This window comes from Vibrio sp. zbq_1 (assembly GCF_043102935.1).
In the GTDB taxonomy this organism is placed as follows: Bacteria; Pseudomonadota; Gammaproteobacteria; order Enterobacterales; family Vibrionaceae; genus Vibrio; species Vibrio parahaemolyticus.
On the sequence record NZ_JBICJH010000041.1, the window covers coordinates 44,913 to 62,800 of the forward strand.

At 46.4% G+C, this 17,888-nt stretch carries 12 protein-coding genes; 10 read left to right on the forward strand and 2 right to left on the reverse strand.

The window, feature by feature from the left end; translation table 11 throughout:
- Positions 1-164 precede the first annotated feature (164 nt).
- Together dksA and sfsA are read right to left on the reverse strand one after the other, a co-directional pair.
- A complete protein-coding gene (gene dksA / locus ACF8CV_RS18125) occupies positions 165-611 on the reverse strand; it encodes an RNA polymerase-binding protein DksA (protein WP_005490361.1) in 447 nt (148 codons plus the stop codon).
- 136 nt (positions 612-747) lie between these two features.
- Complete coding sequence (gene sfsA, locus ACF8CV_RS18130; RefSeq protein WP_017447689.1) at positions 748-1,464, reverse strand: DNA/RNA nuclease SfsA; 717 nt, start codon at positions 1,462-1,464, stop codon at positions 748-750.
- Positions 1,465-1,530: 66 nt separating this feature from the next.
- Between sfsA and hrpB the strand changes: the two genes are divergently transcribed.
- From hrpB to ACF8CV_RS18180, 10 genes are all read left to right on the forward strand, one after another.
- Entirely contained in the window at positions 1,531-3,999 is a 2,469-nt protein-coding gene (gene hrpB / locus ACF8CV_RS18135) for an ATP-dependent helicase HrpB (RefSeq protein ID WP_392416385.1), read from the forward strand.
- Entirely contained in the window at positions 3,992-6,364 is a 2,373-nt protein-coding gene (mrcB, locus tag ACF8CV_RS18140) for a penicillin-binding protein 1B (protein WP_005494015.1), read from the forward strand. The genes hrpB and mrcB overlap by 8 nt, the downstream gene beginning before the upstream one ends.
- Positions 6,365-6,451: 87 nt before the next feature.
- Positions 6,452-8,767, forward strand: a complete 2,316-nt coding sequence (locus ACF8CV_RS18145) for a patatin-like phospholipase family protein (protein WP_025504003.1) — start codon at positions 6,452-6,454, stop codon at positions 8,765-8,767.
- Positions 8,768-9,035: 268 nt separating this feature from the next.
- On the forward strand, positions 9,036-11,633 hold the full coding sequence (gene acnB, locus ACF8CV_RS18150; protein ID WP_005480203.1) for a bifunctional aconitate hydratase 2/2-methylisocitrate dehydratase: 2,598 nt from the start codon (positions 9,036-9,038) through the stop codon (positions 11,631-11,633).
- A gap of 98 nt (positions 11,634-11,731) precedes the next feature.
- Positions 11,732-12,100 (forward strand): YacL family protein, encoded by a 369-nt coding sequence (locus tag ACF8CV_RS18155; protein ID WP_138938300.1) that lies wholly within the window; start codon positions 11,732-11,734, stop codon positions 12,098-12,100.
- Between the two features lie 188 nt (positions 12,101-12,288).
- Positions 12,289-12,627, forward strand: a complete 339-nt coding sequence (locus ACF8CV_RS18160; RefSeq protein WP_005386570.1) for a P-II family nitrogen regulator — start codon at positions 12,289-12,291, stop codon at positions 12,625-12,627.
- 26 nt (positions 12,628-12,653) lie between these two features.
- On the forward strand, positions 12,654-13,883 hold the full coding sequence (locus ACF8CV_RS18165; protein ID WP_005490371.1) for an ammonium transporter: 1,230 nt from the start codon (positions 12,654-12,656) through the stop codon (positions 13,881-13,883).
- Between the two features lie 151 nt (positions 13,884-14,034).
- Positions 14,035-15,048, forward strand: coding sequence for a Fe(3+) ABC transporter substrate-binding protein (locus tag ACF8CV_RS18170; RefSeq protein ID WP_138938299.1), 1,014 nt, complete (start codon positions 14,035-14,037; stop codon positions 15,046-15,048).
- A 99-nt stretch (positions 15,049-15,147) separates the two neighbouring features.
- Positions 15,148-16,773 carry an iron ABC transporter permease gene (locus tag ACF8CV_RS18175; protein WP_047708850.1) on the forward strand — a complete coding sequence of 542 codons (1,626 nt, stop codon included), beginning with the start codon at positions 15,148-15,150 and terminating at the stop codon, positions 16,771-16,773.
- Positions 16,773-17,804, forward strand: a complete 1,032-nt coding sequence (locus ACF8CV_RS18180) for an ABC transporter ATP-binding protein (RefSeq protein WP_005461276.1) — start codon at positions 16,773-16,775, stop codon at positions 17,802-17,804. Before ACF8CV_RS18175 ends, ACF8CV_RS18180 begins: the two co-directional genes overlap by 1 nt.
- Positions 17,805-17,888: the final 84 nt, after the last annotated feature.

Sequence of the window (17,888 nt, forward strand, 5' to 3'; positions counted from 1 at the left end):
AGTTTAGTCATCGTAAGTAACGCTTCAGCTAGGTTTTGTAAACACGAAGTGGCAATAACGTTTTGCCTGCCGTGAGTGTTTGTGGTTCTGAGCGCTTACGTGACTGATATTAGCCAAAACAAAAAGGGAGCCTTAGCTCCCTTCAGTAATCAAATGCGTGGTGATTAACCTTGCATCTGCTTCTCTTTGATTTCTGCAAGTGTTTTACAGTCAATACAAAGGTCTGCAGTTGGACGTGCTTCAAGGCGACGAACGCCAATCTCAACGCCACAAGACTCACAGAAACCAAAATCATCTTCTTTGATTTTGTCTAATGTTTTTTCAATCTTCTTGATCAAACGGCGCTCACGGTCACGATTACGCAGTTCTAGGCTGAACTCTTCCTCTTGAGAGGCGCGGTCAACTGGATCTGGGAAGTTTGCTGCTTCGTCCTGCATGTGGTGAACGGTACGATCTACTTCAGCTCGTAGTTGGTCACGCCAAGCTGTTAAGATTTTCGTAAAGTGTTCAACCTGCGCTGGTGACATGTATTCTTCACCAGGCTTCTCCTGATATGGCTCCACGCCGGCAATGGCTAGGATGCCGATCGTTTTCTTCTTTGCTTCTGGCATACAGCATCTCCTACTTACACCTAGTCAACTGCTACGCAGTCAATTTAAGGCGGGTATCTATAGCAAAAAGAGGCGGTGCAAGCAAACACTGAATCGCAAAGTTGTCGTCAATGTGAAGACGACATCATTTTTTCTCTTAATTGATAAAATCAATAGCGGAAATTAGCTTCATTTCAGTATTGCTCAGTTCGGCTTTATAGCAGAGAACTTCTACTCCGGCGTCTTGTGCTTGTTTGAGTAATAGTGAATATTTCGCGTCTATATGGTGTGCCGCGGATACTTTTTCAATACCTGAATGTAAAACAGTGAATAAAAGTATGGCTCTACTTCCATTTTGTGCCATTTCTGTGAGCTCTCTCAGGTGCTTTTGACCACGAGTCGTGACGGCATCTGGGAAGTATCCTTGTCCAGCAGAGCCTGTCTCATCAAGAAGAGTGACGCTTTTCACTTCTATATAGCACTTTGGCTTGTCGCTTGCGCTGAGCAAGATATCAATTCGACTATTTTCATTGCCATATTTCACTTCAGTTTGAAGTGTGTCATATCCGCAAAGCTCTGAAATGACATTATTTTCAATAGCCTCAACGGCTAATTGGTTGGCGCGGGCAGTATTGATACAAATACGATGCCCTTGCGCGGTTTCACTTAGCTCCCAGCTGTTGGGGTATTTGCGTTTTGGGTTGTCGGACGTTGAAAACCAAACTTTATTACCGGGTGTCGCGCAACCTGTCATCGCACCGGTGTTCGCACAGTGGATGGTGCGCAGCTCACCATTATCAAATTCGATATCAGCAAGGAAGCGTTTGTAGCGTTTAAGTAGAGTGGCTGACTCTAAAGCGGGTTTGAATTGCATTTGCTTATTTAGACGGGAATGTTTTTATGTACAATGTTGCCACCATTACACCACAAGGTATTTCCTTTGTCACAATTGCCGATTGAAGCCGTGATGCCCCAGCTACTTACGGCGGTCAAACATCAACATCAGGTTATTTTAAAAGCCGCGCCTGGTGCGGGTAAATCGACGTACTTCCCTTTACAACTTATCCAGAACCAAGTGGTGACTGGGAAAGTCATCATGCTTGAACCAAGACGATTAGCCGCGCGCAATATCGCGAGATATTTGGCCGAGCAACTTGGCGAGCAAGTTGGCCAGCGAGTTGGGTATCGCGTTCGTGGCGAGACAAAGGTAAGTGCTTCTACTCAGTTAGAAATTGTGACTGAAGGAGTCATGACTCGCATGATCCAAAATGACCCTGAGCTAGATGGCGTCGATTTGCTGATTTTTGATGAGTTCCATGAGCGCAGTATTCATGCCGATACGGCTTTGGCGCTTAGCTTGGAAGTTCAAGAAGCATTGCGAGACGATCTTAAGCTGGTGGTGATGTCGGCAACGTTGGATCAAGAAGCGTTGCAATCTTTACTGCCGGAAGCTTGTTATATTGAATCAGAAGGGCGCAGCTTTGCTGTGGAAACTCGCTATGTTCCGCTTACTGCCAACGATCATCTTTCAACGGTAATGGCAAAAAATATAGAGAGTTTGATGAATAAAGAGTCAGGCTCTCTGCTTGCGTTTCTTCCCGGTGTGGCGGCCATTAAGCAAGTGCAAGGGCGTTTATCGCACTTACCGGACGATGTTGAAGTATGCCCGTTGTATGGTCAGTTGAGCTTTACTGAGCAACAGAAAGCCATCTCTCCTGCAGAAAAAGGTAAGCGCAAAGTCGTATTGGCAACCAACATTGCGGAAACCTCTCTGACAATTGAAGGCATTCGCCTTGTGGTGGATTCTGGTTTGGAGCGCGTTGCGCGTTTTGACTTGAAAAATGGCCTTACACGATTGGAGCAAACGCGTATAGCTCAATCGTCAGCCATCCAGCGAGCTGGTCGTGCTGGGCGAATTGAAGAGGGGATTTGCGTTCGCCTCTATTCAGAAAGCCAACTCAAGCAACAGCCACAAGTGCCACAACCTGAGATTTTGCATTCCGATCTTGCGAGCTTGGTAATGGAGCTGGCGTTTTGGGGGACGACCGATATTCATGAGCTAAAATGGCTCGATATTCCTTCTGCTGCCGCGCTGCAACAAGCTAAGCAGTTGTTGTTTTCATTAGGGCTTATTACCGAGCAAGGACAACTGACTGCGGAAGGAAAGCAGGCTCATGACTTGGGGGTAGAACCTCGCGCGGCAGCGATGTTAATTAAATCGCAATTCCACAGCGATAAGATGGTAAACGTCGCTTTGGCGGCGGTCGCCCTAATTGAAGAGCCAGAGCGTAATGTAACGAATATCGCACATAGCTTGCATCGTTGGTTGTCCGGTTCTCATCCGAAAAAATCGTTGTTATTGAAGCGCGCACAATCTCTTGCGCATAAACTCGATACCACGTTTAGCCTTAGAGAAGTGGATGAAGATGCATTACCGTTGGTGTTGAGCTTGGCGTTTCTCGACAGGATCGCTCAGCAACGCGCCAATCAATTTGGTCGCTTTGCACTAGCGAATGGTCATGGTGCAGAATGTCGTCCTGACGATATGTTAGGCGGCTGTGAGTACTTGGTCGCGATTGATCTGATGCGGTCTCATTCCAATTCGAACCAAATACATTTAGCGTGTGAATTGGACGTCAATATATTGCAAACGACTTTTGATTCGCTATTTTCTACTGAAGAAGTAGTGGATTGGGATGAAAAGAAAGGGCGTTTAGTGGCCGAGAAACAACGAAAACTCGGTCAATTGGTGATTGAAAGGGTGTCATTACCTAATCCGGGCAAAGAAAAAATGACACAAGCTTTACGCACTTATGTCCGCCGTCAGGGCTTAAGCAGTCTAAACTGGACGCCGGCAGCGGAAAGCCTGCTTGAACGTATTCGCTGTGCGGTGGATTGGTTACCTGAGCAAGCATGGCCAATGTTTGATGAAGCCAGTTTGTTGGATTCATTAGACGAATGGTTAGAACCGTACATGACGTCGGTCGCTTCGGTGAAAGATCTGAGCAAGATAAACTTGGTCGAAGCGCTTAATGCTCGATTAGGCTGGCCACTCAATCAACACTTGGATGAATGGTTGCCAGAACATTATCAGTTACCGACTGGGACTAAAAAGCGCATTCGTTATCAACATGGGCATGAGCCCGTATTGTCAGTGCGAATGCAAGAAGTGTTTGGGGAAAGTACGTCGCCAACGGTGGCCATTGGCCGCAAGCGTTTGGTGCTTGAACTACTTTCTCCCGCACAACGTCCATTGCAAGTGACGTCAGACTTGGCGGCTTTCTGGAATGGAAGCTACAAAGACGTTCAAAAAGAGATGAAAGGGCGCTACCCAAAACACGTTTGGCCAGATGACCCGGCAAACCACGTAGCGACAACGAAAACGAAAAGACAATTGAATAATGACTGACAGTAAGAAGCCAAGCGCTAAGAAAGCGCCTGCGAAGAAAAGTACAGCCAGCAAAGGCACCACAAAACGCCCTCGTCGCACGCCGAGTAAAAAGCCAACCAACGAGAAACGTTCTTGGCTCAAAGTGTTGTGGTCTTTTAGCTGGAAAGCCGGCGTTGCTCTTGCCGCGGTGTTGCTGTTTGTTGGTATTTACCTAGATAGTGTGGTTAAAGAACGCTTTGATGGGCAGCTATTCGAATTGCCTACCGTTGTGTACGCGCGCATTTTGAACCTCAATCCAGGTGAAAACATCACCATTCAAGAACTTCGCAACGAATTAGATGTACTGAACTACCGCAAGGTAAGTCAGCCTCGTTACCCTGGTGAGTATTCTTCTTCTTCGACTCGTGTTGAACTGATCCGCCGTCCTTTTGAATTTGCTGATGGCCCAGAACCGGATCGCCACGTCATGCTGCATTTCTCAGACAGCGGTTTGCAGCGTATTCAATCTTTAGAATCAAAAGGCGATCTGGGCTACTTGCGCCTTGAGCCAAAGATGCTGGGGATGCTTGAAAAAGATCGTGATGAGCAACGTCTGTTCTTACGTCGTGACCAATTCCCTGAAATTTTAGTTGATGCCTTGTTGGCGACAGAAGACCGAGACTTCTATCAGCATGATGGTGTTTCACCATTGGCTATTGCCCGTGCTTTAGTGGCGAACATCAAAGCGGGTCGCACCGTTCAAGGTGGCAGTACCTTAACGCAGCAGCTAGCGAAAAACTTATTTCTAACCCGTGATAAAACGCTGTGGCGTAAGGTGCGCGAAGCTTATATTGCGCTTATTCTTGATTACCGTTACAGCAAAGACCGCATTTTAGAAGCCTACCTCAATGAAGTGTATTTGGGTCAAAGCGGCGGCGAAGCGATCCACGGTTTTGGCTTAGCATCACGCTACTACTTTGGGCAGCCAATCCAAGAGTTGCGAATTGATCAACTTGCGATGCTGGTGGGCATGGTGAAAGGACCGTCGTACTACAATCCTGTTCGCTATCCTGAGCGCACCAAAGAGCGTCGAGACTTGGTGCTTCGATTGCTGATGCAACAAAACATGCTCACATCGCAGCAATATGAACAAGCTGTGAGTCGACCTCTTGATACACAAAGCAAACCACGTATTGCGAGCCGTCAGCCTGCATACTTCCAGCAATTGAATATCGAGCTGAAAGAGAAGGTAGGTGATCGCTTCAAGGCTGAAACTGGTCTGCGCGTGTTTACGTCTCTTGATCCTGTATCTCAAAGTAAAATGGAGCAGGCGATCGCGAAGAAAATACCGGATTTAGCGAAGCGAGGCGGTAAAGAACTCGAAGCTGCTGCCGTGGCTGTTGATCGCCACAGTGGTGAAATTCGTGCCATGGTTGGTGGTAAACGCGTGGGTTATGAAGGCTTTAACCGTGCGCTTAATGCTAGTCGTCCAATTGGTTCGTTGGTCAAGCCGGCAATTTACCTGACCGCGCTTGAACAGCCAGACAAATACAATTTGGGGACGACGCTGCACGACACCCCTCTAAGTTTGAAAGGTAGCAAAGGCTCGGTATGGACTCCGCGTAACTACGACCGTAAATATCGTGGTGATGTGCCACTTTACCTTGCGCTTGCGAAGTCATTGAATGTACCAACGGTAAGGTTGGGGATGGAGCTTGGTATTCCTGAAGTATCTGGCACACTTGAACGCTTAGGCGTCAACAAAGATGAGATTCGTCCTGTGCCTTCTATGTTCTTGGGCTCGTTTTCATTGACGCCATTTGAAGTGGCGCAAATGTACCAAACACTGACTAACTCGGGTAAACGTGCTAAGTTGACCGCGCTTCGTTCCGTCATCGATATGGACGGTAACGTGCTTTATCAATCGTTGCCTCGCTCCTCTCGCGCGGTTGATGAACAAGCGGCTTGGCTAACGACTTACGCGATGAAACAAGGTGTCGCACAAGGTACGGGCCGCTACCTTCAAAGCCAATTCGCTTGGGCTGCGTTGGCGGGTAAAACGGGCACCAGTAACGATACTCGTGATAGCTGGTTTGTCGGGATTGATGGTCGTGAAGTGACGACCATTTGGCTAGGCCGTGATGACAACAAGCCAATCAACCTTACGGGGTCAAGCGGTGCATTGCGTGTTTACGCGGAATACTTGGCGCAGCGAATTCCTGAGCGTTTGGAGCTGCCTTGGCCTAAAGAAGTGACGACGCTTGGCTTTAAACCGACCTCCAACGGTGGTTTAGAGATGAATTGTCGCAGCGATTACAAACTTCCAGTATGGGATAAAACGGGTCAAATCAAACAACAGTGTGAGAAAAAATCTAACTGGTTGAATAGTTTGTTTGATTGGTAGGATCTCCAAATCAACAACATGGACTTGTTTCACTGGTCAATTCTTAGTACATATTAGTGATCAAGTATTCAGTAAAGGAAGAAGTGGATGTTCAAAACGCTGTCATCAAGCCCGATGTCGCGCTATTTCGCGTTGTGGGTAAGTTTGTTTTTGATAGCCACTCCTTCTGTTGCTCAAGTCAAAAATGAGGATACTCCGACTCGTCCTAAAGTCGCGGTTGTTCTCGCTGGTGGCGGCGCAAAAGGTGCTGCCCACATTGGTGTCCTCAAGGCTCTAGAAGAAATGCACATTCCTGTCGATATCATCACAGGGACAAGCATGGGAGCTTATGTTGGCGGCTTGTACGCGACAGGCATGAGCGCCGATGAAATCGAAAGTTTTATCTATTCTGTTGATTGGAACAGTGGTTATCGTGATCGCGTCGATCGCAGTCAGCGTCGCGTTCGTGACAAAGAATATGAAGACCGCTATCAAATCACGACCGACCTTGGTTTACGGTTCGGCGAAGTTCGTGCTCCAACTGGTGTGGTTCAAGGGCAAAACATGTTGCGTGTGTTGCGCGAGACCACAGGTAACCTCGGACGTTTTGAGTCCTTTGATGAGCTTGCCATTCCTTACCGTTCCGTCGCGACAGATATTTTAGAACTGGACGAAGTGGTGATCGGCAACGGTTATTTAGTTGATGCCATGATGGCCAGTATGTCTGTACCCGGCGCACTCCCTCCGTATAAGTTAAATGGCCACATGCTTGTTGACGGTGGCGTGGTCAACAACATGCCAGTGGATGTTGCGCGTGCGATGGGCGCGGATGTGGTTATCGCGGTAGACATCAGTACCGACTACAAAACCGAAGATGATTTTACTGGGCTGTTTACCGTTGCAGACCAACTCTCCAACTATCTGGTGCGTCGCAGTACCCAGCAGCAAGTCGAAACCCTGCAAGAACACGATGTTTACATTCGTCCCAATGTCGGCCAAATGGAAACCGTTGAGTTCGACAAAATGCCTTGGGCTTTTCAATCTGGTTATGACATCACCAAAGAAATGGAGTCGAAGCTAGCGGGACTGCGTTTATCAAACGCGGAGTATCAAAAGTACATCGACCATAAGCAGGAAGTTCGCAAAAAGCTCGTTTATGGTGACGATCGCGTAGTGGATGAGATTGTGATTGTAAACAATACCCACTATAGCGATGTTTTGTTGACCAACCGTTTGGAACTGGAAACTGGCCGTAAAATCGAAACGGCTGAAATCGAAAAAGCGGTAGAAAACCTCTATGCATTGGACCGATTTGAGTTAATTACTTATCACTTTGAAGAAGTCGATGGTTCGAATTTATTGGTGTTTGACGTTAACGAAAAATCTTGGGGGCCAAACTACCTTAACTTCCGTTTCTTCCTCGAAGATGACTTTGATACCGACAGCCAATACGGCATAGGGATGTCGACTAACTTTACCAACTTAAACTCTCACGGTGCTGAAATGGCACTCAACGTTGAGATGGGCACAGATAAGCTCATTGAGGCGGAGCTGTATTCTCCGGTCCTGTCGAGCCAAGAGTTTTTTGTTGCTGGTAAGGTGGCGTACAGCAGTGAAGGGCGAAACTTGCCAGTCAGTGATGATGACTCGAGTTTAAGTTCGGTGAACGATTTTTTGCCAGTGTCTTATACCGAGTTTGTTTCCGAGATAGCGATTGGTATTCAGCCTACGTTGTGGCAAGAGTTAAGATTGGGCGGTCGATACTCTTCGGGTAGCATTGAGTTATCGACATTGGCGTCTGTAGGTAATCTAGATTTTGAGCGAAGAGGCTTGTTTGCCAATTACCGCTTAGACACCCTCGATGATTTTGCTTTTCCTACGCGAGGTTTGTTGGTCGACCTAGAATATTTGGTTTCTCACGATACCAGCCCTGAAGAGATAGGTCAGTCCAAGCCTAAAGATATTGTGGAAGATACAGTGTATGAAATTGACGCTCGATTTAAGGGGGCAATGAGCTATCAGCGTCATACTTTAGTCGGACAAGCAGAATATAGCTTTGTGCAAAGTAAAAACTCGTCGATAACGCTGGACCCTCGTGAGTTAGGGGGCTTTTTGCATTTGTCAGGCATACCGAGAAACAGCTTGATAGGGCAAAACTTATTCTTCAGCAGTTTGGTATATCGCTACAAATGGTTCGACAATGATTTTGGATTGTTTGAAGCGCCAGTTTATGTAGGCGCGTCGCTAGAACATGGCGGTACATGGTCAGACAACGATCTGAAATTGAATGAAGCACCATTGTATAACGCTGCATCAATTTTCTTTGGTGTGGACTCGCCAATTGGACCTATTATGTTGGCATACGGTCGTACGGAGCAGGATATGGAAGCTGTGTATTTGATCGTAGGAACGTCGTTTAAATAATTGGGCTGTAGAAAGCAAAACCTTGGCATATTTGGTCAAAATTAGCAGGACTTTAGTCGTAAGTTGCTATGTTGGTCAAAATGATAAGATTTTAATTTAAGGTTAAATTTGCTATTCTTTTGCCCACAGTTTGGCCTCTACGGCGCTGTTTCTCAATCAGAATTGAATGAAAACAAGGGCAATGGAGAGCCAAGTTTCCAAGGATGTTCACTCCTTTACTTTAACAATAGTAATAATAGAGGAGGAACCGCAATGAGAGGAAAAAGTCGTGCTTGAAGCCTACCGTAAACACGTCGAAGAGCGTGCTGCCGAAGGAGTTGTTCCTAAACCGCTAGACGCAGAGCAAGTTGCTGGACTTGTAGAACTTCTGAAAAATCCCCCGCAAGGTGAAGAAGAGTTCATTCTTGACCTACTAGAAAACCGTATTCCACCTGGTGTAGATGAAGCTGCTTATGTTAAAGCTGGTTTCCTGACTGCAGTAGCAAAAGGTGAAGTGTCTTCACCGCTTGTAAGCCGAGAAAAAGCGGCTGAGCTACTGGGTACAATGCAAGGCGGTTACAACATTGCACCGTTAGTTGAGCTACTAGACGATGAAGCCTTGGCTGAAATCGCTGTGAAAGCTCTGTCTCATACGCTACTGATGTTTGATGCTTTCTATGATGTAGAAGAGAAAGCAAAAGCAGGCAATGCTCATGCACAAAAAGTGCTTCAATCTTGGGCGGATGCTGAATGGTTCCTATCTAAGCCTAAGCTTGAAGAAAAAATCACGCTGACTGTCTTTAAAGTGACAGGTGAAACGAACACGGATGATCTTTCTCCAGCTCCTGATGCATGGTCTCGCCCTGATATTCCAGTACACGCGCTTGCGATGCTGAAAAACGAACGTGAGGGTATTAACCCTGACCAGCCAGGCACCATCGGTCCAATCAAACAAATCGAAGAGCTAAAATCAAAAGGTCACCAGCTAGTGTATGTTGGTGATGTTGTTGGTACTGGTTCTTCTCGTAAATCTGCAACTAACTCAGTGCTATGGTTCATGGGCGATGATATCCCTTACGTACCTAACAAACGCGCTGGTGGTTACGTGCTTGGCGGTAAAATTGCACCTATCTTCTTCAACACAATGGAAGATGCGGGCGCGCTGCCTATCGAAGTTGATGTAACGAAGTTGAATATGGGCGATGTTATCGACGTTTACCCATACGAAGGCAAAGTATGTAACCACGAAACAGGTGAAGTACTTGCTGAGTTTTCTCTAAAAACAGACGTGCTGATTGATGAAGTACGTGCTGGCGGTCGTATCCCATTGATCATCGGTCGTGGTTTAACAGATAAAGCGCGCCAAGCTCTAGGTCTTGAGTCTTCTGATGTATTCCGTAAACCTGGTGAAGTTGCTGATTCTGGCAAGGGTTACACGCTCGCACAGAAAATGGTTGGTAAAGCATGTGGTGTAGCAGGTGTTCGTCCGGGCACTTACTGTGAGCCTAAGATGACAACTGTAGGTTCTCAAGATACAACGGGTCCTATGACGCGTGATGAGCTTAAAGACCTTGCGTGTCTTGGCTTCTCAGCAGACCTAGTTATGCAGTCGTTCTGTCACACATCTGCGTACCCTAAACCAGTTGACGTGAATACTCACCATACACTTCCTGATTTCATCATGAACCGTGGCGGTGTTTCTCTACGTCCAGGCGATGGCATTATCCACTCGTGGCTAAACCGTATGCTACTGCCAGATACTGTCGGTACTGGTGGCGACTCGCATACTCGTTTCCCGCTAGGTATTTCATTCCCAGCTGGTTCTGGTCTGGTTGCATTCGCAGCGGCAACAGGCGTTATGCCATTGGATATGCCTGAATCAATTTTGGTTCGCTTTAAAGGCAAGATGCAACCGGGTATCACACTTCGTGACCTAGTTCATGCCATCCCTTACTACGCGATTCAACAAGGTCTACTGACTGTTGAAAAAGCCGGTAAAGTGAATGAATTCTCTGGCCGTATCCTTGAGATTGAAGGTCTAGAAACACTAACGGTTGAGCAAGCATTCGAACTGTCTGATGCGTCAGCTGAGCGTTCTGCTGCGGGTTGTACCGTTAAGCTATCTCAAGAATCAATCGAAGAGTATCTAAATTCGAACATCGTGATGCTTAAGTGGATGATCTCGGAAGGCTACGGTGACCGCCGTACAATCGAGCGTCGTATCACTGCGATGGAAGAGTGGTTGGCGAAACCTGAATTGATGTCAGCGGATTCAGATGCGGAATACGCGCATGTGATTGAAATCGACATGGCCGAAATCCACGAGCCAGTACTGTGTGCACCAAACGATCCAGATGATGCTCGTTTGCTATCTGAAGTACAGGGCACTGCGATTGATGAAGTGTTCATCGGTTCTTGTATGACGAACATTGGTCACTTCCGTGCTGCAGGTAAATTGCTTGATAAGTTCAATGGTCAGTTAGCGACGCGCCTTTGGGTAGCGCCACCAACGAAGATGGATAAAGACCAACTGACAGAAGAAGGCTACTACGGCATCTTCGGACGTGCAGGGGTTCGTATTGAAACTCCAGGATGTTCACTATGTATGGGCAACCAAGCACGCGTTGCTGACAAATCGACAGTCATGTCTACGTCTACGCGTAACTTCCCGAACCGTCTAGGTACTGGCGCGAATGTTTACCTATCTTCTGCTGAGTTAGCAGCAGTAGGTGCAATCTTAGGTAAGATTCCAACCAAAGAAGAATACCTAGAATACGCGAAGCAAATCGACGCTACGGCAACAGATACTTACCGCTACTTGAACTTCCATAAAATGGAACAGTACACCAAGAAAGCTGATGAAGTTATCTTCCAAGAGCCAGCATAAGCAAAGCTAAACGACGAAAAGCACCTCACTTGAGGTGCTTTTTTTATGGACGTAATTCGTTATACTCCGCACCAAATTGATACGAAAAGGCAACCTCGATGGAATTTGAATTCATCCGTAATACGTTGATGGGCGAGTACTACGTAAAATGCAGCATGGGGCATGAGATCGTAGGGCGCTGGTTACAAGAAGAAATCGGAAAAGATCCAGTGAGGATTGCTCAAGTAGAAGCTTTAATTGATAAGGCGTTTTCTCTTCCTTCTCAAGAGCATACTTTAACAGGTACTGAGATCAGCTTGATGATTCAAGGGGATGAAGTTCTGGTGCAGGAGAACGCTCTATCGCACGATTACGATGTAGAGATGGAAAGTGAGTTCGATTTCTATGATGCAGAGAGTACAGCAAGCTGCGGCATTGAAGACTTTGTTGCACTGATTGAGCAATGGAAAGACTTTTTGAACATTTAATGCACAGTTTTGGGTAATTCCATCGGGATTGCTTTATATTTGTGAAAAAGGCGCACCATATCGGTGCGCCTTTTTTGTTTATAAACCTGTAAATTACTATAAATACATTTAATTCAATAGCTTAAAAACTTGGCACGCAGATTGGATTATTAGAAGTGTTTCAGGATGAAAGCTTCGGAGAGAATTGCATGAAAATAATCAACGCCATTATTAAGCCGTTTAAGTTAGACGATGTTCGCGAAGCATTGGCTGATGTCGGTATCGAAGGGATGACAGTATCAGAGGTGAAAGGCTTTGGTCGCCAGAAGGGTCACACTGAGTTGTACCGCGGTGCGGAGTACCAAGTGGACTTTCTACCGAAGGTCAAAATAGAAATTGCGACACATGCAGACAATGTTGATCGCGTCGTAGAGGCGATCACAAAAGCGGCGCAGACCGGAAAAATTGGCGACGGTAAGATTTTTGTGTACGACCTGAACCAAGCGGTGCGCATCCGTACGGGTGAAATGGACGCAGAAGCACTTTAAGTATTCAAGGGATTGGAGACACTATTATGGAATTAGCAACAACAGTAACCGAGTTACGTTACGCACTCGACACCTTTTTCTTCCTCATTTCCGGTGCGTTGGTAATGTGGATGGCAGCAGGTTTTGCCATGTTAGAAGCGGGTCTAGTGCGTTCTAAGAACACAACTGAGATTCTAACCAAAAACTTTTGTTTGTACGCGATAGCGTGTACCACTTACCTTGTTATTGGTTACAACATTATGTACGTCGATAACGGAGAAGGCGGTTGGTTACCATCGTTCGGTGGGTTGATTGGTACCCAGGGTGAAGGCGCAGACCATTCTCTTGAATCCGACTTTTTCTTCCAAGTGGTATTTGTTGCAACAGCGATGTCTGTTGTTTCGGGGGCCGTTGCAGAGCGCATGAAGCTTTGGTCATTCTTGCTGTTCTCAGCTGTTTTGACCGCGTTCATTTACCCAATGGAAGGCTACTGGACATGGGGCGGTGGCTTCTTATCTGAAGCTGGCTTTAGCGACTTCGCGGGTTCAGGTATTGTTCATATGGCAGGTGCATCTGCGGCGCTCGCTGGTGTGTTACTGCTTGGTGCTCGTAAAGGTAAATACGGTAAAAACGGTGAAATCTACCCAATTCCTGGCTCGAACATGCCATTAGCAACACTGGGTACGTTTATTCTTTGGTTCGGCTGGTTTGGCTTCAATGGCGGTTCTCAATTGATGGTTTCAGACTTTGAAAACGCAACGGCGGTTGGTCAAATCTTCCTTAACACGAACGCGGCTGCGGCTGCGGGTTCGATTGCTGCATTGTTTGTGTGTAAAACCACTTGGGGTAAAGCAGATTTAACCATGATCCTTAACGGTGCGCTGGCTGGTTTGGTCGCTATCACGGCAGACCCACTATCACCATCACCTTTGTATGCTGTAGCAATCGGTGCGGTATCGGGTGCGCTAGTGGTATTTAGCATCATCGGTCTCGATAAACTGAAGATTGACGATCCTGTAGGTGCAATTTCAGTTCATGGTGTTTGTGGTTTCTTCGGTCTAATGGTTGTTCCTCTAAGCAACGGTGAAGCGACGTTTGGTGCGCAGCTTCTTGGTGCCGCAGTGATCTTTGCTTGGGTATTTGGTGCAAGCCTAGTGGTTTGGGCGATTCTTAAAGCTACGGTTGGTATTCGAGTTACGGAAGAGGAAGAAATGGAAGGCATGGACATGCACGATTGTGGTGTTGGTGCTTACCCTGAATTCGTAACTGTGAAGTAAATATGCCTTGTAATAAATAGTTACATTCTCGGTATGTAAAAACCTGCTCCGATGAGCAGGTTTTTTTATTTTGGTCGTTGTTTTCTTATTGAACATACATATAATAACGCAACTGATAAACGTTATCATTAGCATGGTAAAGGATTAAACAATGAAAAAACTGCTAACTCTTTCAGCACTGACTTGCGCAACTCTAGCTCCAATAGCAATGGCAGCTGAAGAAGTGAACGTCTACTCTTACCGTCAACCTTTTCTAGTTGAACCAATGTTCAACGAGTTTACTAAAGAAACTGGCATCAAAGTAAACGTTAAATTTGCGAAGGAAGGTCTAGCAGAGAAACTAGCTCAGGAAGGCGAATACAGCCCAGCGGACGTTGTCCTGACTACTGATATCAGCCGTCTAGCAGAACTGACAAACAAAGGTCTAGTTCAGAAAGTTGATAGCAAGATCATTGAAGAAAATGTACCAGCTCAGTACCAAGACAAAGAGAATGAGTGGTTTGCACTTACGCTACGTACTCGCAGTGTTTACTCTTCTCGCGACCGTGTTGGCAAACTAGGTGCGGACTTTAACTATGCTGATCTAGCCAAACCAGAATACAAAGGTAAGATTTGTACTCGCAGCGGCAAGCACCCATACAACGTATCTCTTGTTTCTTCGATGATCGCTCACTACGGCGAAGCAGAAACGAAAGAGTGGTTGGAAGGCGTGAAAGCGAACCTTGCTCGTAAACCTCAAGGTAACGACCGTGCACAAGTAAAAGCGATCAAAGAAGGTCTATGTGATGTTTCTTTGGGTAACAGCTACTACCTAGGCAAAATGGTTAACGACAAAGAGCAAAAAGCTTGGGCTGATGCGGTTTACATCAATTTCCCGAATCAAGAAACAACAGGCACGCACGTGAACATCTCTGGTATGGCGATGGCGAAATACGCTCCAAACCGAGATAACGCGCTTAAGCTAATGGAGTTCTTGACTGGCGAAACCGCTCAGAAGATGTACGCAGAAGTGAACTACGAGTACCCAGTAAAAGAAGGCGTTAAGCGTTCTGAACTTGTGGAATCTTGGGGCGACTTTAAAGCAGACACGCTTTCTCTAGATGATATCGCTTCTCACCATGAAGCAGCGATTAAGCTACTAGATGAAGTGAAATTTGACCTTTAATTCCTTGTGGGGGTATAACTATACCCCCATTTGATTAAAGGATATGAGATGTATTTGCACCAGCATTTGTATTTCATAAAGCCTTGCAGTAATTAGGCAATGAAAGATAGACATTCTCTATGGAAAACCAGTAGTGGAGCGATAACTCTGTTACTGGTTTTGCCGATCTTAGCGATCTTCTACACCGCAATTGGTGAAACGGATAACCTGTTTACACATTTGATGTCGACGGTGATGCCAACCTATATCTATAACACCGTCGTCTTAACGATTGGGGTTATGGGCCTCTCTCTTATTTTCGGTATTCCAAGCGCTTGGTTGATGGCAATGTGTAAGTTGCCAACGGAAAAGTGGTTACAGTGGGCGCTTGTATTGCCATTGGCAATGCCGGGTTACATTATTGGTTACATATTTACGGATTGGTTCGACTTTGCTGGCCCAATTCAAATATTCCTGCGTGATGTCACTGGGTGGGGACCTGGCGAGTATTGGTTCCCTGATATTCGAACCTTACCGGGGGCGACCTTTGTCCTGTCTCTAGTGTTGTACCCTTACGTGTATCTACTGTGCCGCGCGGCGTTTATGGAACAAAATGTTTCACTGCTGCAAAGTGCCCGCTTGCTGAAATGCTCACCTTGGGAGAGCTTTTGGCGTATTTCGATGCCTTTGGTGCGACCTTCTATTGCCGTGGCTTTGTCGCTGGTGGCGATGGAAACCATTGGGGACTTCGGCACCGTCAGCTATTTCGCCGTTAACACATTAACGACAGCGGTTTACGATACGTGGCTTGGTTATTCTAACCTTAACGCGGCCGCTAAAATTTCCGCAATTATGCTGTTGATTGTTGTGCTGTTACTCAGTACAGAACGCTATAGCCGCAGAAAGCAGAAATTATTCCAAAGCCAATTCAACAGCCATGAAGATTTTCGTTACGAGTTAAGCGGCTGGAAAAAATGGGCGGCACTGGTGTGGTGTTGGGGACTGGTTGCTGTGGCGTTCATTTTGCCATTACTTCAGTTGATCGATTACTCCATTACTTACTTTGAGCAAAGCTGGACACCAGAATTCCGTGAGTATGCGTGGAACAGTCTTGTTGTGTCTGTCATTGCTGCGATCATCGGCGTGGCTGTTGCTCTTATTGTTAACTTTACCCACCGAGTCAATGGCAAACGTGAAAGCCTTGCTTTTATGCGTCTTTCCTCAATGGGCTACGCAGTACCTGGAACGGTATTGGCGATTGGCGTGATGGTTGCCGTGCTGTTTATGGACTATCGCGTAAACGATATTGCGAAGGCGATGGAATGGGGTAGACCGGGACTGATTTTCTCAGGCTCAATGTTTGCGTTGATCTTTGCGATGGTGGTGCGTTTCTCAGCTGTTGCGATTGGTAGTATCGAAAGTAATCTAAATAAAATTTCTCCATCGTTAGATATGGCGTCACGCACGATGGGATGTACGCCTAATACGATGCTGTGGCGAGTGCACTTTCCACTGGTAAAACGTGGTGCACTGATCGCGGCATTGTTGGTGTTTATTGAGTCGATGAAAGAGCTCAATGCCTCTCTGCTTCTGCGTCCATTCAATTTTGAAACACTGGCAACATACGTATATAACTTTGCCTCGGATGAGCATTTAGAATTGGCAGCTCTGCCTGCTGTATTGTTGGTTCTTGTTGGGTTGATCCCGCTTGTTGTTGTTAACCGTTCACTGGAGCAAAATCACTGATGAGCTGCGCACTATCAATTAAAAACCTAACTTGCCAATACGATGCTCAAACCGTTTTAGAGTCTTTGTCGCTTGAAGTTGAACAAGGGCAAATCGTTTGTCTTTTAGGGGCGAGTGGTTGTGGCAAAACGACATTGTTGAAAGCGATTGCTGGTTTGCTGCCTCTTACTTCTGGTCAAATGAGCTTAAATTGTCAGACGATTGATGATGGTGAAAATTGGTTGCCGCCAGAAGAGCGCAATATCGGAATGATCTTCCAAGATTATGCACTATTTCCTCATCTGACAGTTGCGCAAAATATAGCCTTTGGCTTGAAGCATCAATCAGCACAGGAAAAGCGCGCGAAAGTTGATGAAATGCTAGAACTCGTGCACCTTCAAGGTTACGCCGATCGTTATCCACATCAGCTTTCTGGTGGACAACAACAGCGCGTTGCGATTGCCCGTTCTCTGGCTTACAGCCCTGATTTACTGCTTTTGGATGAACCGTTTTCCAATATTGATACTCAGGTTCGTCACGAGTTAATCAGCGAGATCCGTAAGATTTTTAAGGCACAAGGCGTTACAGCGATTTTCGTGACTCACAGTCGTGAAGAAGCATTTGCGTTTGCCGACAAAATGGCGGTGATGAACCACGGTGTTATTGAGCAATACGGCACGGCTTCAGAACTCTACTACCAACCTTCGAGCAAGTTTGTTGCAGACTTCTTAGGTGGTGGTAGCTACCTAGCCGCAACGCGCATTTCAGATACGGAATACGAAACCCATATTGGTGTAGTTGAGGCGAGTGCACAGCAAGAGATTCAAATGCAATCTGCTTGTTCATTACTACTGCGACCACAACATGTCCAAATTCAGTCGGATGAAGACAGTGCGGTCACTGTGCTTGAGCAGCACTTCATGGGTGATCATTGTCGTTATGTGATTGATGCTAATGGTGATCGTCTACTGGCTATCGCATCACAGCCGCTTCATATCGGTGAGCGTGTTGCTGTGAAGATCGAAACTCAAGGCGTGCTAGCGTTCGCTTAATGTCTCTGCATACGGGATTGCGAATCCATTCTCTATTTATAGATACAAAAAAGCCCGGCAGTGATGCCGGGCAAGTGCTCTTCT